Here is a 15,603-nt window from a genome sequence, read left to right as displayed (position 1 = left end):
AAGGGAAGATTTGTACCAATTTCAAAGGTACAAAAAAAGCCGCTTACTTCGTAAGCGACTTTTCTCAATATAAATAAATTTACAAATCTTTATTTTCCTTTTTCTAAGGGGATTCTATAGAATACTCCTCCGTCGAATGCTTTTCTATCTACATAGCGCTTCACTAAGGTCCCATCAGGTCCTATTTCATTTTCAGGTAATTTATTTGCATTCATATTGATCACAAACGTTCCTGAAATTGTTCCTGGAACTTGTTTATCTGCTGAATCAAGGATAACATAGCCTGGGCGATTTACTGGTTTCTCTCCTACTAATGACAAGGCATCAGTAGCATAGGAAGCTTTGATCTTCTCAAAGTCATTGAATACCAGATAATCCGCTTTGATATTATCTGTTGCGTTAAACTCGTATTTTGCACCAAATTCATAATCTGGCAAATAAATTCTCAACTGAGTAGAATCCGTTTTAGCATCAATGATCAACGTCTTATCATTTACCACGTATGCCTTAAAGCTTTGTGGCTTATATTCAGCAAAATGACTATAAGGATTCCCGTTTATTCTAGCTGTATCCGTTATCGCCTCTAACGTCATCGTAGCGTGCATACCAGGATCTGAAAATTTAACATCATTTTCACACGCCATAAATCCTAGAGCCAAAGCAAATATTCCTATTATCTTTCTCATATTATACTAACCTATTAGTGATATATATACATCGCAAAAATATATTTTTTATTGTTCATAAAAAAATTTTTTTAATAAAACTTTAACTTAGACAACAAACTAATTTTTATGTTTCCTTATAATTACAATTCATTGACTTTGTAAGCAGTAGCACTCTCTTGAATCTTTTGAGAAAAATACAATTTTTAACTGTACAACCCATATACTATTCCCTTTATTGGGATCACTTTTTTTAAAGCAATAAAATTCACCTAAAAGGCATCTAACATTGAGAATCAAATACAGCAATTACCCTTTGTCTTTCACAGTACCCCCTAGCCCTACCCTCCCTTACTTCTATTTTTCATTCAGTAACTTCTTTATAATCAAGGAGCTTTGATTTTATTTTTTTCTATTTTATTCATTCAACTAATTAAAAAAGTTAGTATCTTTGCGCAAATTTTTAACCGAGGTCGGGTACCTCAAACAAAACACATTATTATGTCTGTAAAAATTAGATTACAAAGACACGGTAAAAAAGGAAAACCTTTTTACTGGGTAGTAGCTGCTGATTCACGCGCTAAAAGAGATGGTAAATACTTAGAGAAAATCGGTACGTACAATCCAAACACAAACCCTGCAACTGTTGAGCTAGATGTAGATTCAGCTGTTAAATGGTTATTCAATGGTGCGCAACCAACGGATACTGCTAGAACATTACTTTCTTACAAAGGTGCTTTATTGAAACACCACTTACAAGGTGGAGTGAAAAAAGGTGCTTTAACTCAAGAGCAAGCAGATGCTAAATTTGCAGCTTGGTTAGAAGAGAAAGCAAACAAAATCAACGCGAAAAAAGATGGTTTAACATCTTCTAAAGCGGCTGATAAAGCACAAAAAATCGCTGCTGAAAAAGAAGCTAACGCTAAACGCGCTGCTGCTAACGTAGCTAAAGCTGCTGCTGAGTCTACACCTGCTGTAGAAACTGAAGAAGCAACTGAAGAAAACAACGAAGAAACTCAAGCATAATTTCTTGGCGATATGCGTAAAACAGATTGTTTCTATTTAGGCAAAGTCGCAAAAAAATTTAGCTTCAAGGGGGAACTCTTGGTCTATTTAGACACAGATGAACCTGAGTTATACGAAAATTTGGAATCAGTGTTCGTTGACTTTAACGGACAACTGGTTCCTTTTTTTATTGAAGATGCTTTTTTGCACAAAAACGATTTCCTAAGAGTCAAATTTGAAGACTGTAATTCGGAAGAAGAAGCAGATCGCCTCATTGGATCGGAATTGTATTTGCCCCTGAACTTATTGCCCAAACTAGAAGGAAATAAGTTCTATTATCACGAAGTGGAAGGTTTTGAAGTAGTGGATATCACCTTGGGTTCTGTTGGAACTTTAGTGCGTATTAACGACAGCAATTACCAAGCCCTATTCGAAATTGATCACCAAGGTACAGAAATCTTAGTGCCCATGATTGATCAACTTATCGAAGAAGTAGATCGAGAAAACAAAAAATTAATACTTAATATCCCCGCTGGTTTAGTGGACTTGTATTTAGGTAATTAATTTTTATCGTTAATAGTATCAAACACCTTTAGAGAACGTTTTTTCTTTAAAGGTGTTTTTTTATGCGGTTTTCGAACAAACAAATCGAAGATTCATCGAACACCAAAATCAATGAATCTACACTGCGTTTCGAATTTCGATTTGTTTGAGGTAGGATTTCTCACCCACTCATCTTCTTATCACCTCATCAAATTTGCGCTAGACTAATCTGTTTCCTCTAACATAAATAAATCCTCCACAGCTACCTCAAAGTAACGCGCCAACTTTAACGCCAGCACCGTAGAAGGAACGTATTTATTCTTCTCCATGGCATTGATCGTTTGTCTAGTAACTGAAATAATAGTGGCTAATTCTTCTTGTGTTATATTTTTAATGGCACGTTGTACCTTTAACGTATTCTTCATCGCATTATTTTTTATGGCGCACTACTAAATAGTGAAAACGGAAAATAAATAAAATCAACATGGTAAACATATTGTAGATCATGACATAAAAAAAGTCAAAACCGTAGATCAAGACAAAGGCCAAGAACAACAAAATATAGTTGATCAAAAAAGACCATTGAAACGATTCCAATCGCAATGTAGCAATAAATTCATCTTCTATTTTTTCCTTTGAAAAAGCAACGCCCAACCCGCCAATTAAAAATAAACTTCCAATCAAGGTAGTGGTGATATTCGCCTTGATTACAGTGAAAAAAGCCGTATTATCCGTTAAAAAATAACTTCCCGCTATACTAAATACCGAAGTTTCTAAAAAAGGAAGTTCCTCTTGTCCCGTTAGTTGTAAATAGAACCAAACAAGCGTACTCAGGATCAATAAGATCCAACCAAACTTCTTACAAGCGTGAGGTAATAAAAATTTTGTCTCCATCGTTTTTTGATTATAAAGTGAATTCAAATGTAATAAAAACTTTTCATTATGTATGAAATACTTTACATTTAGGGCGGTATTTTTTACATTTAGATTGCATTCATTCGGATCATACGTGTCGTAAACGCTTTGGGATATTCTTGAAATAAAATTAAAGTAACTCATCTAATCAGCTTCTTTCCCAAAGTTTCAGTTCTTTCCTCCTGTTATTCTTTATCGAAATAAAAGGCTACATACTACTGTTTCTCTAGTATCCGTATACCTTCCTTCGACAATACTTGGACCATGCTAGGAGATTACAAGGAAAAAAGGCCTTTTTGTCGAAGAAGACTCGAAGAAGACTTGAAGAAGACTCGAAGGATTCCTATATAGAAATCACGTGATTCTATCGAAAAATAACCTATACTGTATTCACATTACCTCATCAACCTTTGTATTTTTTGTACTTTTGACCTTCAAAATTACACGTATTCTTATGTTTCAATTCAAACAATTCACGATACACCAAGACAAATGCGCCATGAAAGTAGGTACGGATGGTGTACTTTTAGGTGCTTGGACTCCCATAGACCACAACCCAACTAAAATATTAGATATTGGTACAGGTACAGGATTAATTGCCTTAATGCTTGCCCAACGCACCGATGCGGAACAAATTGATGGGGTAGAAATTGATGCCGATGCCCATGAACAAGCCATCGAAAACTTTGAGAATAGTCCGTGGGGGGATCGTTTATTCTGCTATCACGCAGGATTAGAGGATTTTGCAAATGGCATGGATGAAACCTATGACCTGATTGTCTCCAATCCTCCTTTTTATAGCGAAGATTACCATACTCCGGATGAAAAAAGAGATCAAGCGCGTTTTCAAGAAGCACTTCCCTTTGAGTTACTCATCGAAGCAGTGGAGTACTTTTTAGCTGAAGATGGCGTATTTAGTTTGATCATTCCTTCCAAAGAAGAAGAGCGCATCATGTACCTCGCTGCGGAGTTTGATATCTACCCTATGCAGGTCACGCGCGTAAAAGGAACGCCTAGCAGTGAGATAAAACGCAGTTTACTTGCATTTTCAAGAAAGCGCATAGAGAAAATTCCTCTAAATGAACTGACAATTGAAGAAAAAAGACACTGTTACACCCCCGAATTCACCACCCTATTGCAGAATTTTTATCTAAAATTATAGTATTTCAAGTTTTTATAACTGCCATTTGAATTATTTTGCAGAAATTTGCTCTACAACAAAACAATCAAAATGAAGATAGTTCACTTCTATTTTTCGTTTTGGTTTTCACAGATAAAAAAAAGAACCATGATTTTCAATTCTAATTCAATGATGATGTGTATGACAACGAACACCATGATGTTCGCTCCTTGTTATGGCCGGAAGTCAACGAATTAATCTGATATAAAGCAGGATAAATTAGTTGGAGTCTCACCGGTCAGTCGGTGGGGCTTTTTTTTATGTCTTTTTCCAACCCATTAAATCTATAGTTATGAGCAATTTTAAATTTTCAACCCAAGCATTACACGCTGGGCATCAAGTGACACAAACCGCAGGATCTAGAGCTGTTCCTATTTACCAAACCTCCTCTTATGTTTTTGAAAACGCAGCACACGCAGCAGGAGCGTTTAACCTCTCTATACCCGCTTATATTTATACGCGATTAAACAATCCAACCAACGATATTTTAGAACAACGCCTCGCAGCATTAGAAGGGGGGATTGGTGCCGTAGTAACCGCATCAGGCGCTTCGGCTATTAGTACAACCCTTTTAACCCTATTAAAAGCGGGCGACCATCTTGTGGCTTCCAACAGCTTATACGGAGGTACGTACAACCTACTTAATGTGACCTTACCGCGTTTGGGTATTCACACTACTTTTGTAGACCCTTCTGATTTGAGTAACTTCAGCAAAAACATACAACAAAATACTAAAGCTATTTTTGTAGAGAGTTTGGGAAATCCCAAATTGGACCTCATCGATTTACAACAACTTGCTGGGATTACTAAAGCGAATAAGATCCCTTTAATCGTTGATAACACCGTGCCTTCTCCAGCGTTATTGCGTCCAATTGAACACGGTGCTGATATCGTTATTCACTCCTTGACTAAATACATTTCAGGTAATGGAACAGCATTGGGTGGAGCGATTATCGATGCGGGAACTTTTGATTGGAGCAGTGGGAAATTCCCAGAATTTACAGAACCAGCTGCAGGTTATCACGGTTTAATTTACCACGAAGCCTTGGGAAAAGCAGCTTTTATTGCAAAAATACGCTTAGAAGGGTTGCGCGATTTGGGTGGCGCATTAAGTCCATTCAATGCATTTCAAATTATTCAAGGGTTAGAAACGCTACCTATTCGACTGAAAAAACACAGCGAAAATGCCTTGGGGTTAGCTCAATGGCTAGAAACCCAAGACGCTGTAGCTTGGGTCAATTACCCTGGTTTGGCTTCTAGTCCTTATCACAATTTAGCGAAGCAATACCTTCCTGAAGGGCAGAGTGGTGTCATTACATTTGGCTTAAAACAAGGGTTCGAAGCAGCGAAAAAAGTAGCGGATGAGACCCAGCTTTTTTCTTTAGTAGCTAATATTGGTGATACCAAATCGCTAGTGATTCACCCAGCATCTACTACCCATCAACAACTCACAGTAGAGGAGCAAAAAGCTACGGGCGTAACGCCAGATTTGGTGCGTCTATCTGTTGGAATCGAATCATTGGAAGATTTGAAACACGATTTAGCACGCGTATTTAAAACATTAAACTAATTCCTTTATCCCCTCAAAAAAGGGATAATCATACTGTATGAACGACTTGAACTACCTTTTTTTATTGGACTATAAGCTACCTGACCAAACCCAACAAACGCTACGGCTGAGTTATGAAGTGTTTGGTCAACCCTTGCATCAAGCTCCTATTGTCTTGGTTAATCACGCCTTGACAGGAAATAGCACCGTAGCAGGGGATCGCGGATGGTGGAAACCACTTATTGGATCGGGACAAGTCATTGATTTAAACCGTTATACCGTTATTGCCTTTAATATTCCGGGTAATGGATACGAGGGATCTACAGCTCATTTGCTGTCAAATTATCGCGTATTCACTACAGCAGTCATTGCTGACTTATTCTGGAAAGGACTGGATGCACTGCAAATCAAACAATTGTATGCTGTTATTGGCGGAAGCTTGGGCGGAAGCATTGCTTGGGACATGGCCATACAACGTCCAAAGGCCATCACCCACTTAATTCCAATTGCCACTAATATACAGGCTTCGGATTGGTTAATTGGTCAAGTACACGTACAAGAAACCATTCTCGCTCACTCGAGCCATCCCTTAGAAGATGCGCGTAAACACGCGATGTTATTGTATCGCACACCCGCATCCATGGTTCAAAAATTCAACAGACAACGGGAACAAGAAAAATACGCTGTTGAATGCTGGTTGAATTACCACGGAGAATCGCTCAAGAATCGCTTTCACCTTCAAGCGTATCAACTGATGACCCATCTTTTAAAAACGATTGGACAAGAGCGAACAGAAAAACAGCTCCAAACATTTGCTGGACAAACATCCATCCAAATCACCGTTATTGCCATTGATTCGGACTATATGTTTACCCAACAGGAACAGGTGCGAACGGTAGAAAAACTAGCACAATATGGTGCGACTATCACCTACAAAGAAATACAATCTATACACGGTCACGATGCTTTTCTCCTAGAGTATGAGCAATTAAACGACCGAATACAAACCCTATTCTAAATCAACAATACAATGAAAATAGTAAAGTTCGGAGGAAAATCACTTGCATCAGGGCAAGCATTTGACAACGTCATTTCCATCATCAAAGACAAGGCTACGCAAGGAAAAATTGCTGTGGTGGTTTCTGCCATTGGCGACACAACAGATACGCTAGAATCTCTACTAAATCTTGCTAAAAACCAAGAAGATTATCTCACACCTTTTCTCGCCTTTCAGAAAAGATCGTATCATGTAGGAATTGATTTAGAAGAAGAATTTACCTTACTACAAAAAGTATATGAAGGCGTATCCCTTTTGGAAGACTACAGCTTAAAAATCAAAGATAGCGTACTAGCACAGGGTGAAATAATATCGAGTAAAGTATTAACCCATCACTTAACACAGCAAGGCATTCCAGCGGTAGCCATTGACAGTCGTCATTTTTTTGTTACCGATACGTCTTTCGGTCAGGCACAAGTAAAAGAGGAAGTTTCCAAAGCCAAAACAACGTTGTACTTTAAAAGTTTAGATCCCGAAGTTCTTGCTGTGGTGACGGGTTTTATCGGTGTAACGGAACGAGGAGAAACAACTACATTGGGTAGAAATGGCAGTAATTATTCTGCCGCTTTACTCGCCAATTTTACGGGCGCTACTGAATTGCAAAATTACACCCATGTGGATGGTATTTATACAGCCAATCCCGACTGGGTAAAAAACGCTCAAAAAATAGAGGAACTTCACTTTGATGAGGCCAATGAACTCGCTCATTTTGGTGCTTCTATTTTGCATGCCAAAACCATTTTACCTTTGGTGGAAAACAAGATTCCCCTGCGAATCTTAAACACCTTAAATCCAACGAATAAGGGAACGTTGATCTCTTCTACCCCGAGTAAGCAGGGCATCAAATCCTTATCTGTACAGTCTGATGTAGCCTTAATCCAACTCGAAGGACGTGGATTGTTGGGTATTGTAGGCGTGGATGCCCGTATTTTTACTGCCTTGGCTAATGTAGGCATCAGTATTGGGGTGATTGCTCAAGGTTCATCCGAACGCGGATTGGGTTTTACAGTAGATGCAAAAGATGCGTCACAGGCTATTGAAGTCTTAAAAAAAGAATTTCAACCCGATTTTTACACCAAAGATGTCGATCAAATTGCACTAGTTCCCGACATCGCCATTATTTCTATCATCGGACAAGATCTCAGTACCTTTGACAAACCTTATGCAGCCTTAGTCAAAAATAAAATAACCCCTATTCTCTTTCACAATACGATTACGGGCAAAAATGTCAGCTTGGTTGTGCGCAAAGAGGACGCCAAAAAAGCGGTAAACGTCATTCATGGACAGATCTTTGGTATTGCCAAAAAAATCAATCTTGCCATCTTTGGTCATGGGTTGGTTGGAGGTACCTTAATTGATCAAATCTTAGCTTCAGCGGCAACTATTACGGCAAAGAAAAACATCGAGCTTCACCTATTTGCCATCGGTAATTCTAAAAAAGTATACCTTACAGAAGGTGAAATTACGACAGATTGGCGTCAAACAATCGAAGATCACGGCGTTTCGTACACCATACAAGATGTAATTGCCTTTGCAGAACAGCATCACTTGGAAAATCTTATTGCCATAGACAACACAGCTGCTGAGGGATTTATACAAAACTATATTCCCCTGGTTGAAGGTGGTTTTGATCTAATATCCTCCAATAAAATTGCCAATACAATTTCGTATGATTTCTATCAAAAGCTACGTACAACCTTAAAAAACAACCACAAAGAATATTTATATGAAACAAATGTTGGCGCTGGATTACCACTTATTGACACCATCAAACTCTTGCATTTATCTGGGGAGAACATTACCAAAATAAAGGGTGTTTTTTCAGGTAGTTTAAGCTATATTTTCAATCAGTATTCTGTCCAAGACAAACCCTTTAGTACAGTATTACAAGAGGCTATTACCAAAGGATTTACAGAACCTGACCCAAGAGAAGATCTATCAGGCAATGATGTAGGGAGAAAGCTTTTAATTCTCGCTCGTGAACTAGATTTAGAAAATGAATTTGAAGAAATCCAAATTCAAAATTTAGTTCCAACTGCCTTACAAGCTTTACATACATCAGACTTTCTTGCTAACCTTACGTCCTTAGACTCACCCTTCGAAGTCCTTAAAAAAGAACTTCAACCTCATACAGTATTGCGCTATGTAGGCGAACTCTCTGGTGATTTACAACAAGATAAAGGTCTATTAGAGACCAAGTTGATTGCTGTACCTAGCCATTCTGCTTTAGGACAGTTACAAGGATCCGATAGTCTTTTTGAGATCTATACCGAGAGTTATGGAGAAAACCCCATTATTATTCAAGGCGCTGGCGCTGGTGCATCCGTAACCGCAAGAGGCGTGTTTGGTGATATACTGCGCTTGGCCGATAAATAAAAAAATAATTATTCTTATTCTATAGTTAACCAAGGTGTGACTTTGCTTTATTTGTCTATCCTGGTTGTTGTTTATTCTAAATTTCAACGAAAAATGTCCAGCAATTGCTGGACATTTTTTATTTTTTTAACCAAGCTTTGACCTCTTGCTCAAAGTCTTCGACATAGCCAGACTCAACCTGTCTTACGATCCCTTGAGCATCGAACAGAATATAACTCGGTGTTCCATAGTTTTTATATTTTGCATAGGCAATATCCAAACGCCCTGCTTTATTCCAAAGCATCAGTCCTTTCTTATTTTTTAACTCATAGTACATCTCCATAATATCCTCTTTATTATCGACATAATAGGTAACATAAGTCAGTTGATCTTTTAATTCTTCTGCCAATTGAGCAGTTTGAGGAGCGACTTCTTGACAAGTCCTACAATTCATCGTAGAGAAATCTAACAAGACTGGTTTTCCTTGAAATAAATCGCGAAAATGAACCGTGTTTCCCTCTTGATCCAAAGCGGTAAAATCGTAAAATGAATCACCAACTTCTAGTTTTTTATAGTGAATCAAGGCATCGAGATATTTCACTTCTTTTGTGTCCTTATACTGAGGATCCACTAGGTCAAATAGGTGTTGTAATTCTTCATCTGTAAATCGATTCATCACAAACTGAAGCATCGAACGCCCATAAGCCGTATTGATGTGTTGCTCTATAAATACATAGTCGATTTTATCTACCTCTCGAAGAACTTTTGTTATTTTTCCTACAGGCGCTTTCTCGCTATAATAAAAAGCAGAAACGAGATCTTGTTGTTCTCCCCGACGCAAAAGCTCCATCATATCTTGTTGTAACTGTGTGATTTCAAAACGCAAACTTTTACTGGCCAAATAATTCTCGTAGCGAAGTTTGTCGTTTTCCGAGGGCACTGCTTGAATATCTTGAGAAAAATTATCCATAGATCCTTCAATCACAACCGTTTCATGTCCTAGAAAAAAACGTGTATTTTTAACTCCTTGCCCCTCTTTAACTACCAAATACACAGGCGCTGGCGCTTCTGATAGCTTCATTTCAACTTCGAATTCTTCTCCTTTTTTGGGTACTTCTATTTGTTGCTCTCCACTTATTAGTATCAAGGAAGCTTCTTCTGTTAGTCCTTTTAGTTTTCCTTTAATATGTAATTTTTCCTGTGCCAAACTCAGCGTGGAAAAGGCGATTGTTAAAAATAAAATGCTTGCTTTTTTCATTATTTACTGCTGTATTTCATTGGTTGTCGTGCAATTTACTCTTTTTTGTACTATCTGCAATTTAATTTTTGTTAAACGAAAAATTGTATCTCCTACAAAAAAACGAACTGACTTTCATTCATTTTTAATATTTTTAATCACTCTAAAGGCCGAAGAAAACAATCCACAAAGGAGGTTCTTGAAGCACAAAAAAGAAGCTATGAAAAAAAGATTTTTACTTATCGCATTGGGGGGATTTTCTCTTTTTACTGCTATGGCATGCAACCAAAACTATGAGCATTCAGCTGCTGATACAACGGTAGGTTTGGCGCATGCTGAGGCAAATCCTGTTCCTGCTAAAAACCTCGAGGACCAACAGGCTATACAACGCAAAATTATCAAAGAGGGAAGTATTCGCTTTGAAACTGAAAATGCAAAAGATACGCGTCAACAACTTACTACTGTTATTGCAAAATACCAAGGGTATGTATCTCAAGACAATACAGAATCCTACGGAAATCGCTCCGTTTATACCCTAACCTTGCGTATTCCTGCAGCACATTTTGAAAACCTGTTAACAGATATTACTACCACAGCCAAAAACATAGAGCAACAAGACATCAAAGCCCTAGATGTTACGGAAGAATTTATAGACGTAGCATCGCGTATCCAAACAAAAAAAGAGCTGGAAAGTCGCTATAAGGCGCTCTTGGGTAAAGCTACTAAAATAGAGGAAATCTTGTCCATTGAAAAAGAAATCGAAATCCTGCGTTCTGATATCGAATCTTATGAAGGGCGATTGAACTATTTAAAAAGTAGCATTGCGTACAGCACACTGACTGTCGTTTTTTACGAAACACAACCTTCAACCACTTCGGTTGGTTCTGATTTTACGGGTGCTTTTAAAACAGGATGGGACAATTTAGTTTCATTTACCTTAGGGCTTTTCTACATCTGGCCGTTTATCCTCATTAGTATAGGTATATTTTTCTTGATTAGAAGAGGAATCAAACGCAAAAAAAGAAAGACAAACGAATCACTGTAAAGTAATAGATTACAAAAAAATGAGCCGATTAACTGTTTTAATTGGCTCATGAATTACAATTGGCCCTATACATCCCAACTCAATAAATGTCAGTTCAAGGGAATTCTCAAGCTCGTTGACTTTCCTCTTGCTGGTTTTTGAAGGAGGAATATCTGCTAAAAAGTAGCAACCGCTACCAGTAATTTACAAGATGGAGTGGTCGAAAACATACGTATTTCATCCCGATCAGGCTCTTCTATCCATTACTCGCTAAACCTCTAATTTCGATCTATCTTTCTATTAACACCTAAAATAACGGCAATTTAAATATACTTTCACGCCCAAAAATTGCACATATCTAAATATTACTTATTTTTGTTGTCACAACTGATAAACTTAAGAATATTATGAAACCAGATTTATTTCAGGCGCCAGATTACTATCTTTTAGATGATTTGCTTACAGAAGAGCACAAATTGATTCGCGATGCAGCGAGAGCATGGGTGAAAAGAGAGGTATCTCCAATTATTGAAGAATACGCTCAAAAAGCGGAATTCCCAAAACAAATTATCAGTGGATTAGCTGAAATTGGAGGATTTGGTCCTTATATTCCAACAGAATACGGCGGAGCAGGATTAGACCAAATTTCCTATGGTTTAATTATGCAGGAGATTGAAAGAGGAGATTCAGGTGTACGTTCAACTTCATCTGTTCAGTCTTCTTTAGTCATGTATCCAATTTGGAAATACGGTAACGAAGAACAACGCAATAAATATTTACCAAAATTAGCAACTGGAGAAATGATCGGTTGTTTTGGTTTAACAGAGCCTGACCATGGGTCAAACCCAGGAGGAATGATTACCAACTTCAAAGATATGGGGGATCATTACCTATTAAATGGAGCAAAAATGTGGATTTCGAATGCGCCATTTGCTGATATTGCAGTAGTTTGGGCAAAAAACGAAGAAGGTAGAATTCACGGCTTAATCGTTGAAAGAGGCATGGAAGGTTTCTCTACACCAGAAACACATAATAAATGGTCATTAAGAGCATCTTCAACTGGAGAGCTTATTTTTGACAATGTAAAAGTTCCAAAAGAAAACTTATTACCAAACAAATCAGGATTAGGTGCACCACTAGGATGTTTAGATTCTGCGCGTTATGGAATTGCTTGGGGAGCAATCGGAGCAGCAATGGATTGTTATGATACAGCATTGCGCTACTCTAAAGAGCGTATCCAATTTGACAAACCAATTGGAGCTACTCAATTACAACAAAAGAAATTGGCTGAAATGATCACAGAGATCACAAAGGCACAAATGTTAACTTGGCGTTTAGGTGTATTGAGAAACGAAGGAAGAGCAACAACTGCTCAGATTTCAATGGCAAAACGCAACAACGTAGCTATGGCATTAGAAATTGCTCGTGATGCACGTCAAATGTTAGGTGGAATGGGGATCACAGGCGAGTATTCTATTATGCGTCACATGATGAACCTTGAGTCTGTGGTTACTTACGAAGGAACACACGATATCCACTTGTTGATTACAGGTATGGATGTTACAGGTTTCCCTGCATTCAAGTAGTCTAGCTTATAACAAAATAGATAAACTTTATATAAAGAGCTTCTCCTAACCGAGAAGCTTTTTTACTTTTGTATAAATCTTATAAACACCATGAATATACAATCCGTTAATCAGCTCATTACGCCTGAACGCAACGCTTTATTAGAGCATCCTTTATATCAAAAAATAACGACCATCGCCCATTTGCAAAAATTCATGGAAGGCCATGTTTATGCTGTATGGGACTTTATGTCTTTACTCAAGGCGCTACAGCAAAAACTCACCTGTACTACAACGCCTTGGTTTGCTTCGCCTTATCCGCAAACACGCTATTTAATCAATGAAATTGTCTTAGCAGAAGAATCCGATCTAGCAATAGACGGACAGCGTTTGAGTCATTTTGAGATGTACCTTGATGCCATGGAAGGTGCGCAAGCGAACACCCGAATTATAACAGCCTTTTTGGACCAATTACAGCAAGGAAAAACCATCGAACAAGCCATTGCTTCTCTAGCAGTAGATCCAGATATCAAGGCATTTCTCACGTTTACCTTTGATGTAATTGCACAAGGAAAACCACATGAAATAGCGGCAGCCTTTACTTTTGGTCGTGAAGATTTGATCCCTGATATGTTCACTGCTATCTTAAAAGGATTTCAACTTAACTTTCCCGAAACAGATTTGTCGAAATTAATTTATTACTTTGAGCGACATATTGAGCTGGATGGTGATGAGCACGGACCGATGGCCATGCAGATGATTACCGAGCTATGTGGTTCAGATGAACAAAAATGGCAGGATGTTATTCGCATCTCTAAAGCCGCTCTTGAAAAAAGATATGGCTTGTGGAATGCAATTGAACGCAGCATTGAAACAAATTAATTAAATCTATTTATAAAAACACGACGCTATGAATCCATTAAAAGGAAAAAACGCAATTATTACAGGAGGAGGAAGAGGACTAGGGAAAGCTACTGCTTTTGCTTTTGCTAAAGAAGGAATAAACGTGGCAATCACTGGTAGAAATGAAGAACGCCTCCAACAAACGGTAACAGAACTTACGGCTATGGGAGTTAAAGCAACCTACGCTGTGTTTGATGTAGTAGACAAAGAAGCAGTTCAACGTGAAATTGCTAAAGTTATCGCCTTCTTAGGCGGTATTGATATACTAGTGAACAACGCGGGTATTTCTGAATTTGGCAAATTCACTGATATGCCTGCAGCGCGTTGGGAAGAAATCTTAATAACCAATGTAATGGGCGTGTACAATGTAACACGTGAGGTACTTCCGCATTTGATTAAGCAAAATGAAGGTGATATTTTCAACGTAGCTTCTACAGCTGGATTAAATGGAAACCCTACAACTTCTGCTTATTCCGCTTCTAAATTTGCTGTAATTGGCCTGTCCGAATCCCTAATGAAAGAAGTGCGCAAAAACAATATCCGTGTGTGTACCTTAACACCGAGTACAATTGCTTCTGATATGTCAATTGAATTGGGGCTAACAGACGGAAACCCCGATCACATTTTACAACCCGAAGACTTTGCAGAATTAGTTGTTGCAACGCTTAAATTACCGCGTAGAGCGATGTTGAAAACAGCTTCGCTTTGGACAACAAACCCGGTATAAATAGTAAAAAAAAAGCTACCGTGCACGGGTAGCTTTTTTTATTGCATTTTTTTTGCAGTGGCGAATCAGATTTCATAAGATGTTACTACATTTGTACCGGTTTTTATATCGTATAAATCTATGGTTCGCAAACTTTTACGCTTTATCTTAAAGCTTGTCTTGTGGTTCTTTGCACTGAGCATTCTCTCTGTTATTTTCTTTCGTTTTGTTCCGATTCCCTATACTCCCTTGATGTTTATTCGGCTATATGAGCAAAAGAAAGAAGGTCAACCCTTTACACTAAAACACGATTGGGTTTCTATAGATCAAATCAGTCCAAATTTACAGAAAGCAGTTATTGTCAGCGAAGATGGGCATTTCTTATCCCACAATGGCTTTGATTTCAAAGCGATCGAAAAGGCGATGAAGCACAATGAAAAGGGCAAACGCATCAAAGGGGGGAGTACCATCTCCCAACAAACAGCCAAAAACGTTTTTCTATGGCCTGGGCGAAGTTATATCCGCAAGGGATTTGAGGCTTACTTTACGGTGCTTATTGAGCTGCTGTGGTCCAAAGAACGCATTTTAGAAGTCTACCTCAACAGCATTGAAATGGGAAATGGCGTCTATGGTGCAGAAGCCGCAGCCCAACATTGGTATAAGAAAAGTGCTGCTAAACTTTCCGTTCAGGAAGCTGCAGGACTCGCTGTTATTTTACCCAGTCCAAGACGCTACAATCCCGTACAATCTGGTCCTTATGTAAGCAAGCGTAAACAGACCATTTCGAAGTATATCAAAGGCTATGGCCCACTAGATTTAAAGAAGAAAAACAAATAAAATATTCCTTTTTTCGTTAAATATTTTCATCTAAACTAGATTTTTCCTAACTTGTAGTCAAA

At 38.1% G+C, this 15,603-nt stretch carries 15 protein-coding genes; 11 read left to right on the top strand and 4 right to left on the bottom strand.

From position 1 onward, the window contains the following. Positions 1-89: 89 nt before the first annotated feature. On the bottom strand, positions 90-686 hold the full coding sequence (locus ACPDHL_RS03615; protein ID WP_430531441.1) for a DUF6252 family protein: 597 nt from the start codon (positions 684-686) through the stop codon (positions 90-92). Positions 687-1,166: 480 nt separating this feature from the next. On the opposite strand from ACPDHL_RS03615, the gene ACPDHL_RS03610 reads away from it, so the two are divergent. Next, a complete protein-coding gene (locus ACPDHL_RS03610) occupies positions 1,167-1,691 on the top strand; it encodes a 30S ribosomal protein S16 (RefSeq protein WP_430531545.1) in 525 nt (174 codons plus the stop codon). A 12-nt stretch (positions 1,692-1,703) separates the two neighbouring features. Then, the gene (gene rimM / locus ACPDHL_RS03605) at positions 1,704-2,234 is read left to right on the top strand and encodes a ribosome maturation factor RimM (RefSeq protein WP_430531440.1); all 531 of its coding nucleotides are present in this window, start codon (positions 1,704-1,706) and stop codon (positions 2,232-2,234) included. A 203-nt stretch (positions 2,235-2,437) separates the two neighbouring features. Here the strand turns inward: rimM and ACPDHL_RS03600 are convergent, their stop codons facing one another. Continuing rightward, positions 2,438-2,638 (bottom strand): helix-turn-helix transcriptional regulator, encoded by a 201-nt coding sequence (locus ACPDHL_RS03600; RefSeq protein WP_430531439.1) that lies wholly within the window; start codon positions 2,636-2,638, stop codon positions 2,438-2,440. Positions 2,639-2,642: 4 nt separating this feature from the next. Further along, entirely contained in the window at positions 2,643-3,107 is a 465-nt protein-coding gene (locus ACPDHL_RS03595; protein WP_430531438.1) for a hypothetical protein, read from the bottom strand. 475 nt (positions 3,108-3,582) lie between these two features. Between ACPDHL_RS03595 and ACPDHL_RS03590 the strand changes: the two genes are divergently transcribed. The 4 genes from ACPDHL_RS03590 (at position 3,583) to ACPDHL_RS03575 (ending at position 9,290) form a co-directional block, all read left to right on the top strand. Further along, positions 3,583-4,290 carry a tRNA1(Val) (adenine(37)-N6)-methyltransferase gene (locus ACPDHL_RS03590; RefSeq protein WP_430531437.1) on the top strand — a complete coding sequence of 236 codons (708 nt, stop codon included), beginning with the start codon at positions 3,583-3,585 and terminating at the stop codon, positions 4,288-4,290. A gap of 310 nt (positions 4,291-4,600) precedes the next feature. Beyond that, a complete protein-coding gene (locus tag ACPDHL_RS03585) occupies positions 4,601-5,878 on the top strand; it encodes an O-acetylhomoserine aminocarboxypropyltransferase/cysteine synthase family protein (protein WP_430531436.1) in 1,278 nt (425 codons plus the stop codon). A 37-nt stretch (positions 5,879-5,915) separates the two neighbouring features. Next, complete coding sequence (locus ACPDHL_RS03580) at positions 5,916-6,875, top strand: alpha/beta fold hydrolase (protein WP_430531435.1); 960 nt, start codon at positions 5,916-5,918, stop codon at positions 6,873-6,875. Between the two features lie 12 nt (positions 6,876-6,887). Beyond that, positions 6,888-9,290 (top strand): aspartate kinase, encoded by a 2,403-nt coding sequence (locus tag ACPDHL_RS03575; protein ID WP_430531434.1) that lies wholly within the window; start codon positions 6,888-6,890, stop codon positions 9,288-9,290. Between the two features lie 118 nt (positions 9,291-9,408). On the opposite strand, the gene ACPDHL_RS03570 is transcribed toward ACPDHL_RS03575, so the two are convergent. After that, positions 9,409-10,527: a TlpA family protein disulfide reductase gene (locus ACPDHL_RS03570; RefSeq protein WP_430531433.1), complete on the bottom strand. Its 1,119-nt coding sequence runs from the start codon at positions 10,525-10,527 to the stop codon at positions 9,409-9,411. Positions 10,528-10,726: 199 nt separating this feature from the next. Between ACPDHL_RS03570 and ACPDHL_RS03565 the strand changes: the two genes are divergently transcribed. The 5 genes from ACPDHL_RS03565 (at position 10,727) to mtgA (ending at position 15,541) form a co-directional block, all read left to right on the top strand. Then, the gene (locus tag ACPDHL_RS03565; RefSeq protein WP_430531432.1) at positions 10,727-11,551 is read left to right on the top strand and encodes a DUF4349 domain-containing protein; all 825 of its coding nucleotides are present in this window, start codon (positions 10,727-10,729) and stop codon (positions 11,549-11,551) included. A 386-nt stretch (positions 11,552-11,937) separates the two neighbouring features. Beyond that, a complete protein-coding gene (locus ACPDHL_RS03560) occupies positions 11,938-13,116 on the top strand; it encodes an acyl-CoA dehydrogenase family protein (protein ID WP_430531431.1) in 1,179 nt (392 codons plus the stop codon). 90 nt (positions 13,117-13,206) lie between these two features. Next, complete coding sequence (locus ACPDHL_RS03555; protein ID WP_430531430.1) at positions 13,207-13,977, top strand: DUF3050 domain-containing protein; 771 nt, start codon at positions 13,207-13,209, stop codon at positions 13,975-13,977. Between the two features lie 28 nt (positions 13,978-14,005). Beyond that, positions 14,006-14,725, top strand: a complete 720-nt coding sequence (locus tag ACPDHL_RS03550) for a 3-ketoacyl-ACP reductase (protein ID WP_430531429.1) — start codon at positions 14,006-14,008, stop codon at positions 14,723-14,725. 120 nt (positions 14,726-14,845) lie between these two features. Next, positions 14,846-15,541, top strand: coding sequence for a monofunctional biosynthetic peptidoglycan transglycosylase (mtgA, locus tag ACPDHL_RS03545; protein WP_430531428.1), 696 nt, complete (start codon positions 14,846-14,848; stop codon positions 15,539-15,541). The last annotated feature ends 62 nt before the right edge of the window (positions 15,542-15,603 follow it).

The organism is Myroides sp. C15-4 (genome assembly GCF_050522745.1).
Classification (GTDB): domain Bacteria; phylum Bacteroidota; class Bacteroidia; order Flavobacteriales; family Flavobacteriaceae; genus Flavobacterium.
Note: the sequence above shows the minus strand (reverse complement) of the source record. Positions and strands in the feature narration are given on the sequence as shown.

Bases quoted from the DNA above. Each gene is read 5' to 3' on its own strand.
- ACPDHL_RS03615 (WP_430531441.1), bottom strand. From the start codon at position 686: ATGAGAAAGATAATAGGAATATTTGCTTTGGCTCTAGGATTTATGGCG.
- ACPDHL_RS03610 (WP_430531545.1), top strand. From the start codon at position 1,167: ATGTCTGTAAAAATTAGATTACAAAGACACGGTAAAAAAGGAAAACCT.
- rimM (WP_430531440.1), top strand. From the start codon at position 1,704: ATGCGTAAAACAGATTGTTTCTATTTAGGCAAAGTCGCAAAAAAATTT.
- ACPDHL_RS03600 (WP_430531439.1), bottom strand. From the start codon at position 2,638: ATGAAGAATACGTTAAAGGTACAACGTGCCATTAAAAATATAACACAA.
- ACPDHL_RS03595 (WP_430531438.1), bottom strand. From the start codon at position 3,107: ATGGAGACAAAATTTTTATTACCTCACGCTTGTAAGAAGTTTGGTTGG.
- ACPDHL_RS03590 (WP_430531437.1), top strand. From the start codon at position 3,583: ATGTTTCAATTCAAACAATTCACGATACACCAAGACAAATGCGCCATG.
- ACPDHL_RS03585 (WP_430531436.1), top strand. From the start codon at position 4,601: ATGAGCAATTTTAAATTTTCAACCCAAGCATTACACGCTGGGCATCAA.
- ACPDHL_RS03580 (WP_430531435.1), top strand. From the start codon at position 5,916: ATGAACGACTTGAACTACCTTTTTTTATTGGACTATAAGCTACCTGAC.
- ACPDHL_RS03575 (WP_430531434.1), top strand. From the start codon at position 6,888: ATGAAAATAGTAAAGTTCGGAGGAAAATCACTTGCATCAGGGCAAGCA.
- ACPDHL_RS03570 (WP_430531433.1), bottom strand. From the start codon at position 10,527: ATGAAAAAAGCAAGCATTTTATTTTTAACAATCGCCTTTTCCACGCTG.
- ACPDHL_RS03565 (WP_430531432.1), top strand. From the start codon at position 10,727: ATGAAAAAAAGATTTTTACTTATCGCATTGGGGGGATTTTCTCTTTTT.
- ACPDHL_RS03560 (WP_430531431.1), top strand. From the start codon at position 11,938: ATGAAACCAGATTTATTTCAGGCGCCAGATTACTATCTTTTAGATGAT.
- ACPDHL_RS03555 (WP_430531430.1), top strand. From the start codon at position 13,207: ATGAATATACAATCCGTTAATCAGCTCATTACGCCTGAACGCAACGCT.
- ACPDHL_RS03550 (WP_430531429.1), top strand. From the start codon at position 14,006: ATGAATCCATTAAAAGGAAAAAACGCAATTATTACAGGAGGAGGAAGA.
- mtgA (WP_430531428.1), top strand. From the start codon at position 14,846: ATGGTTCGCAAACTTTTACGCTTTATCTTAAAGCTTGTCTTGTGGTTC.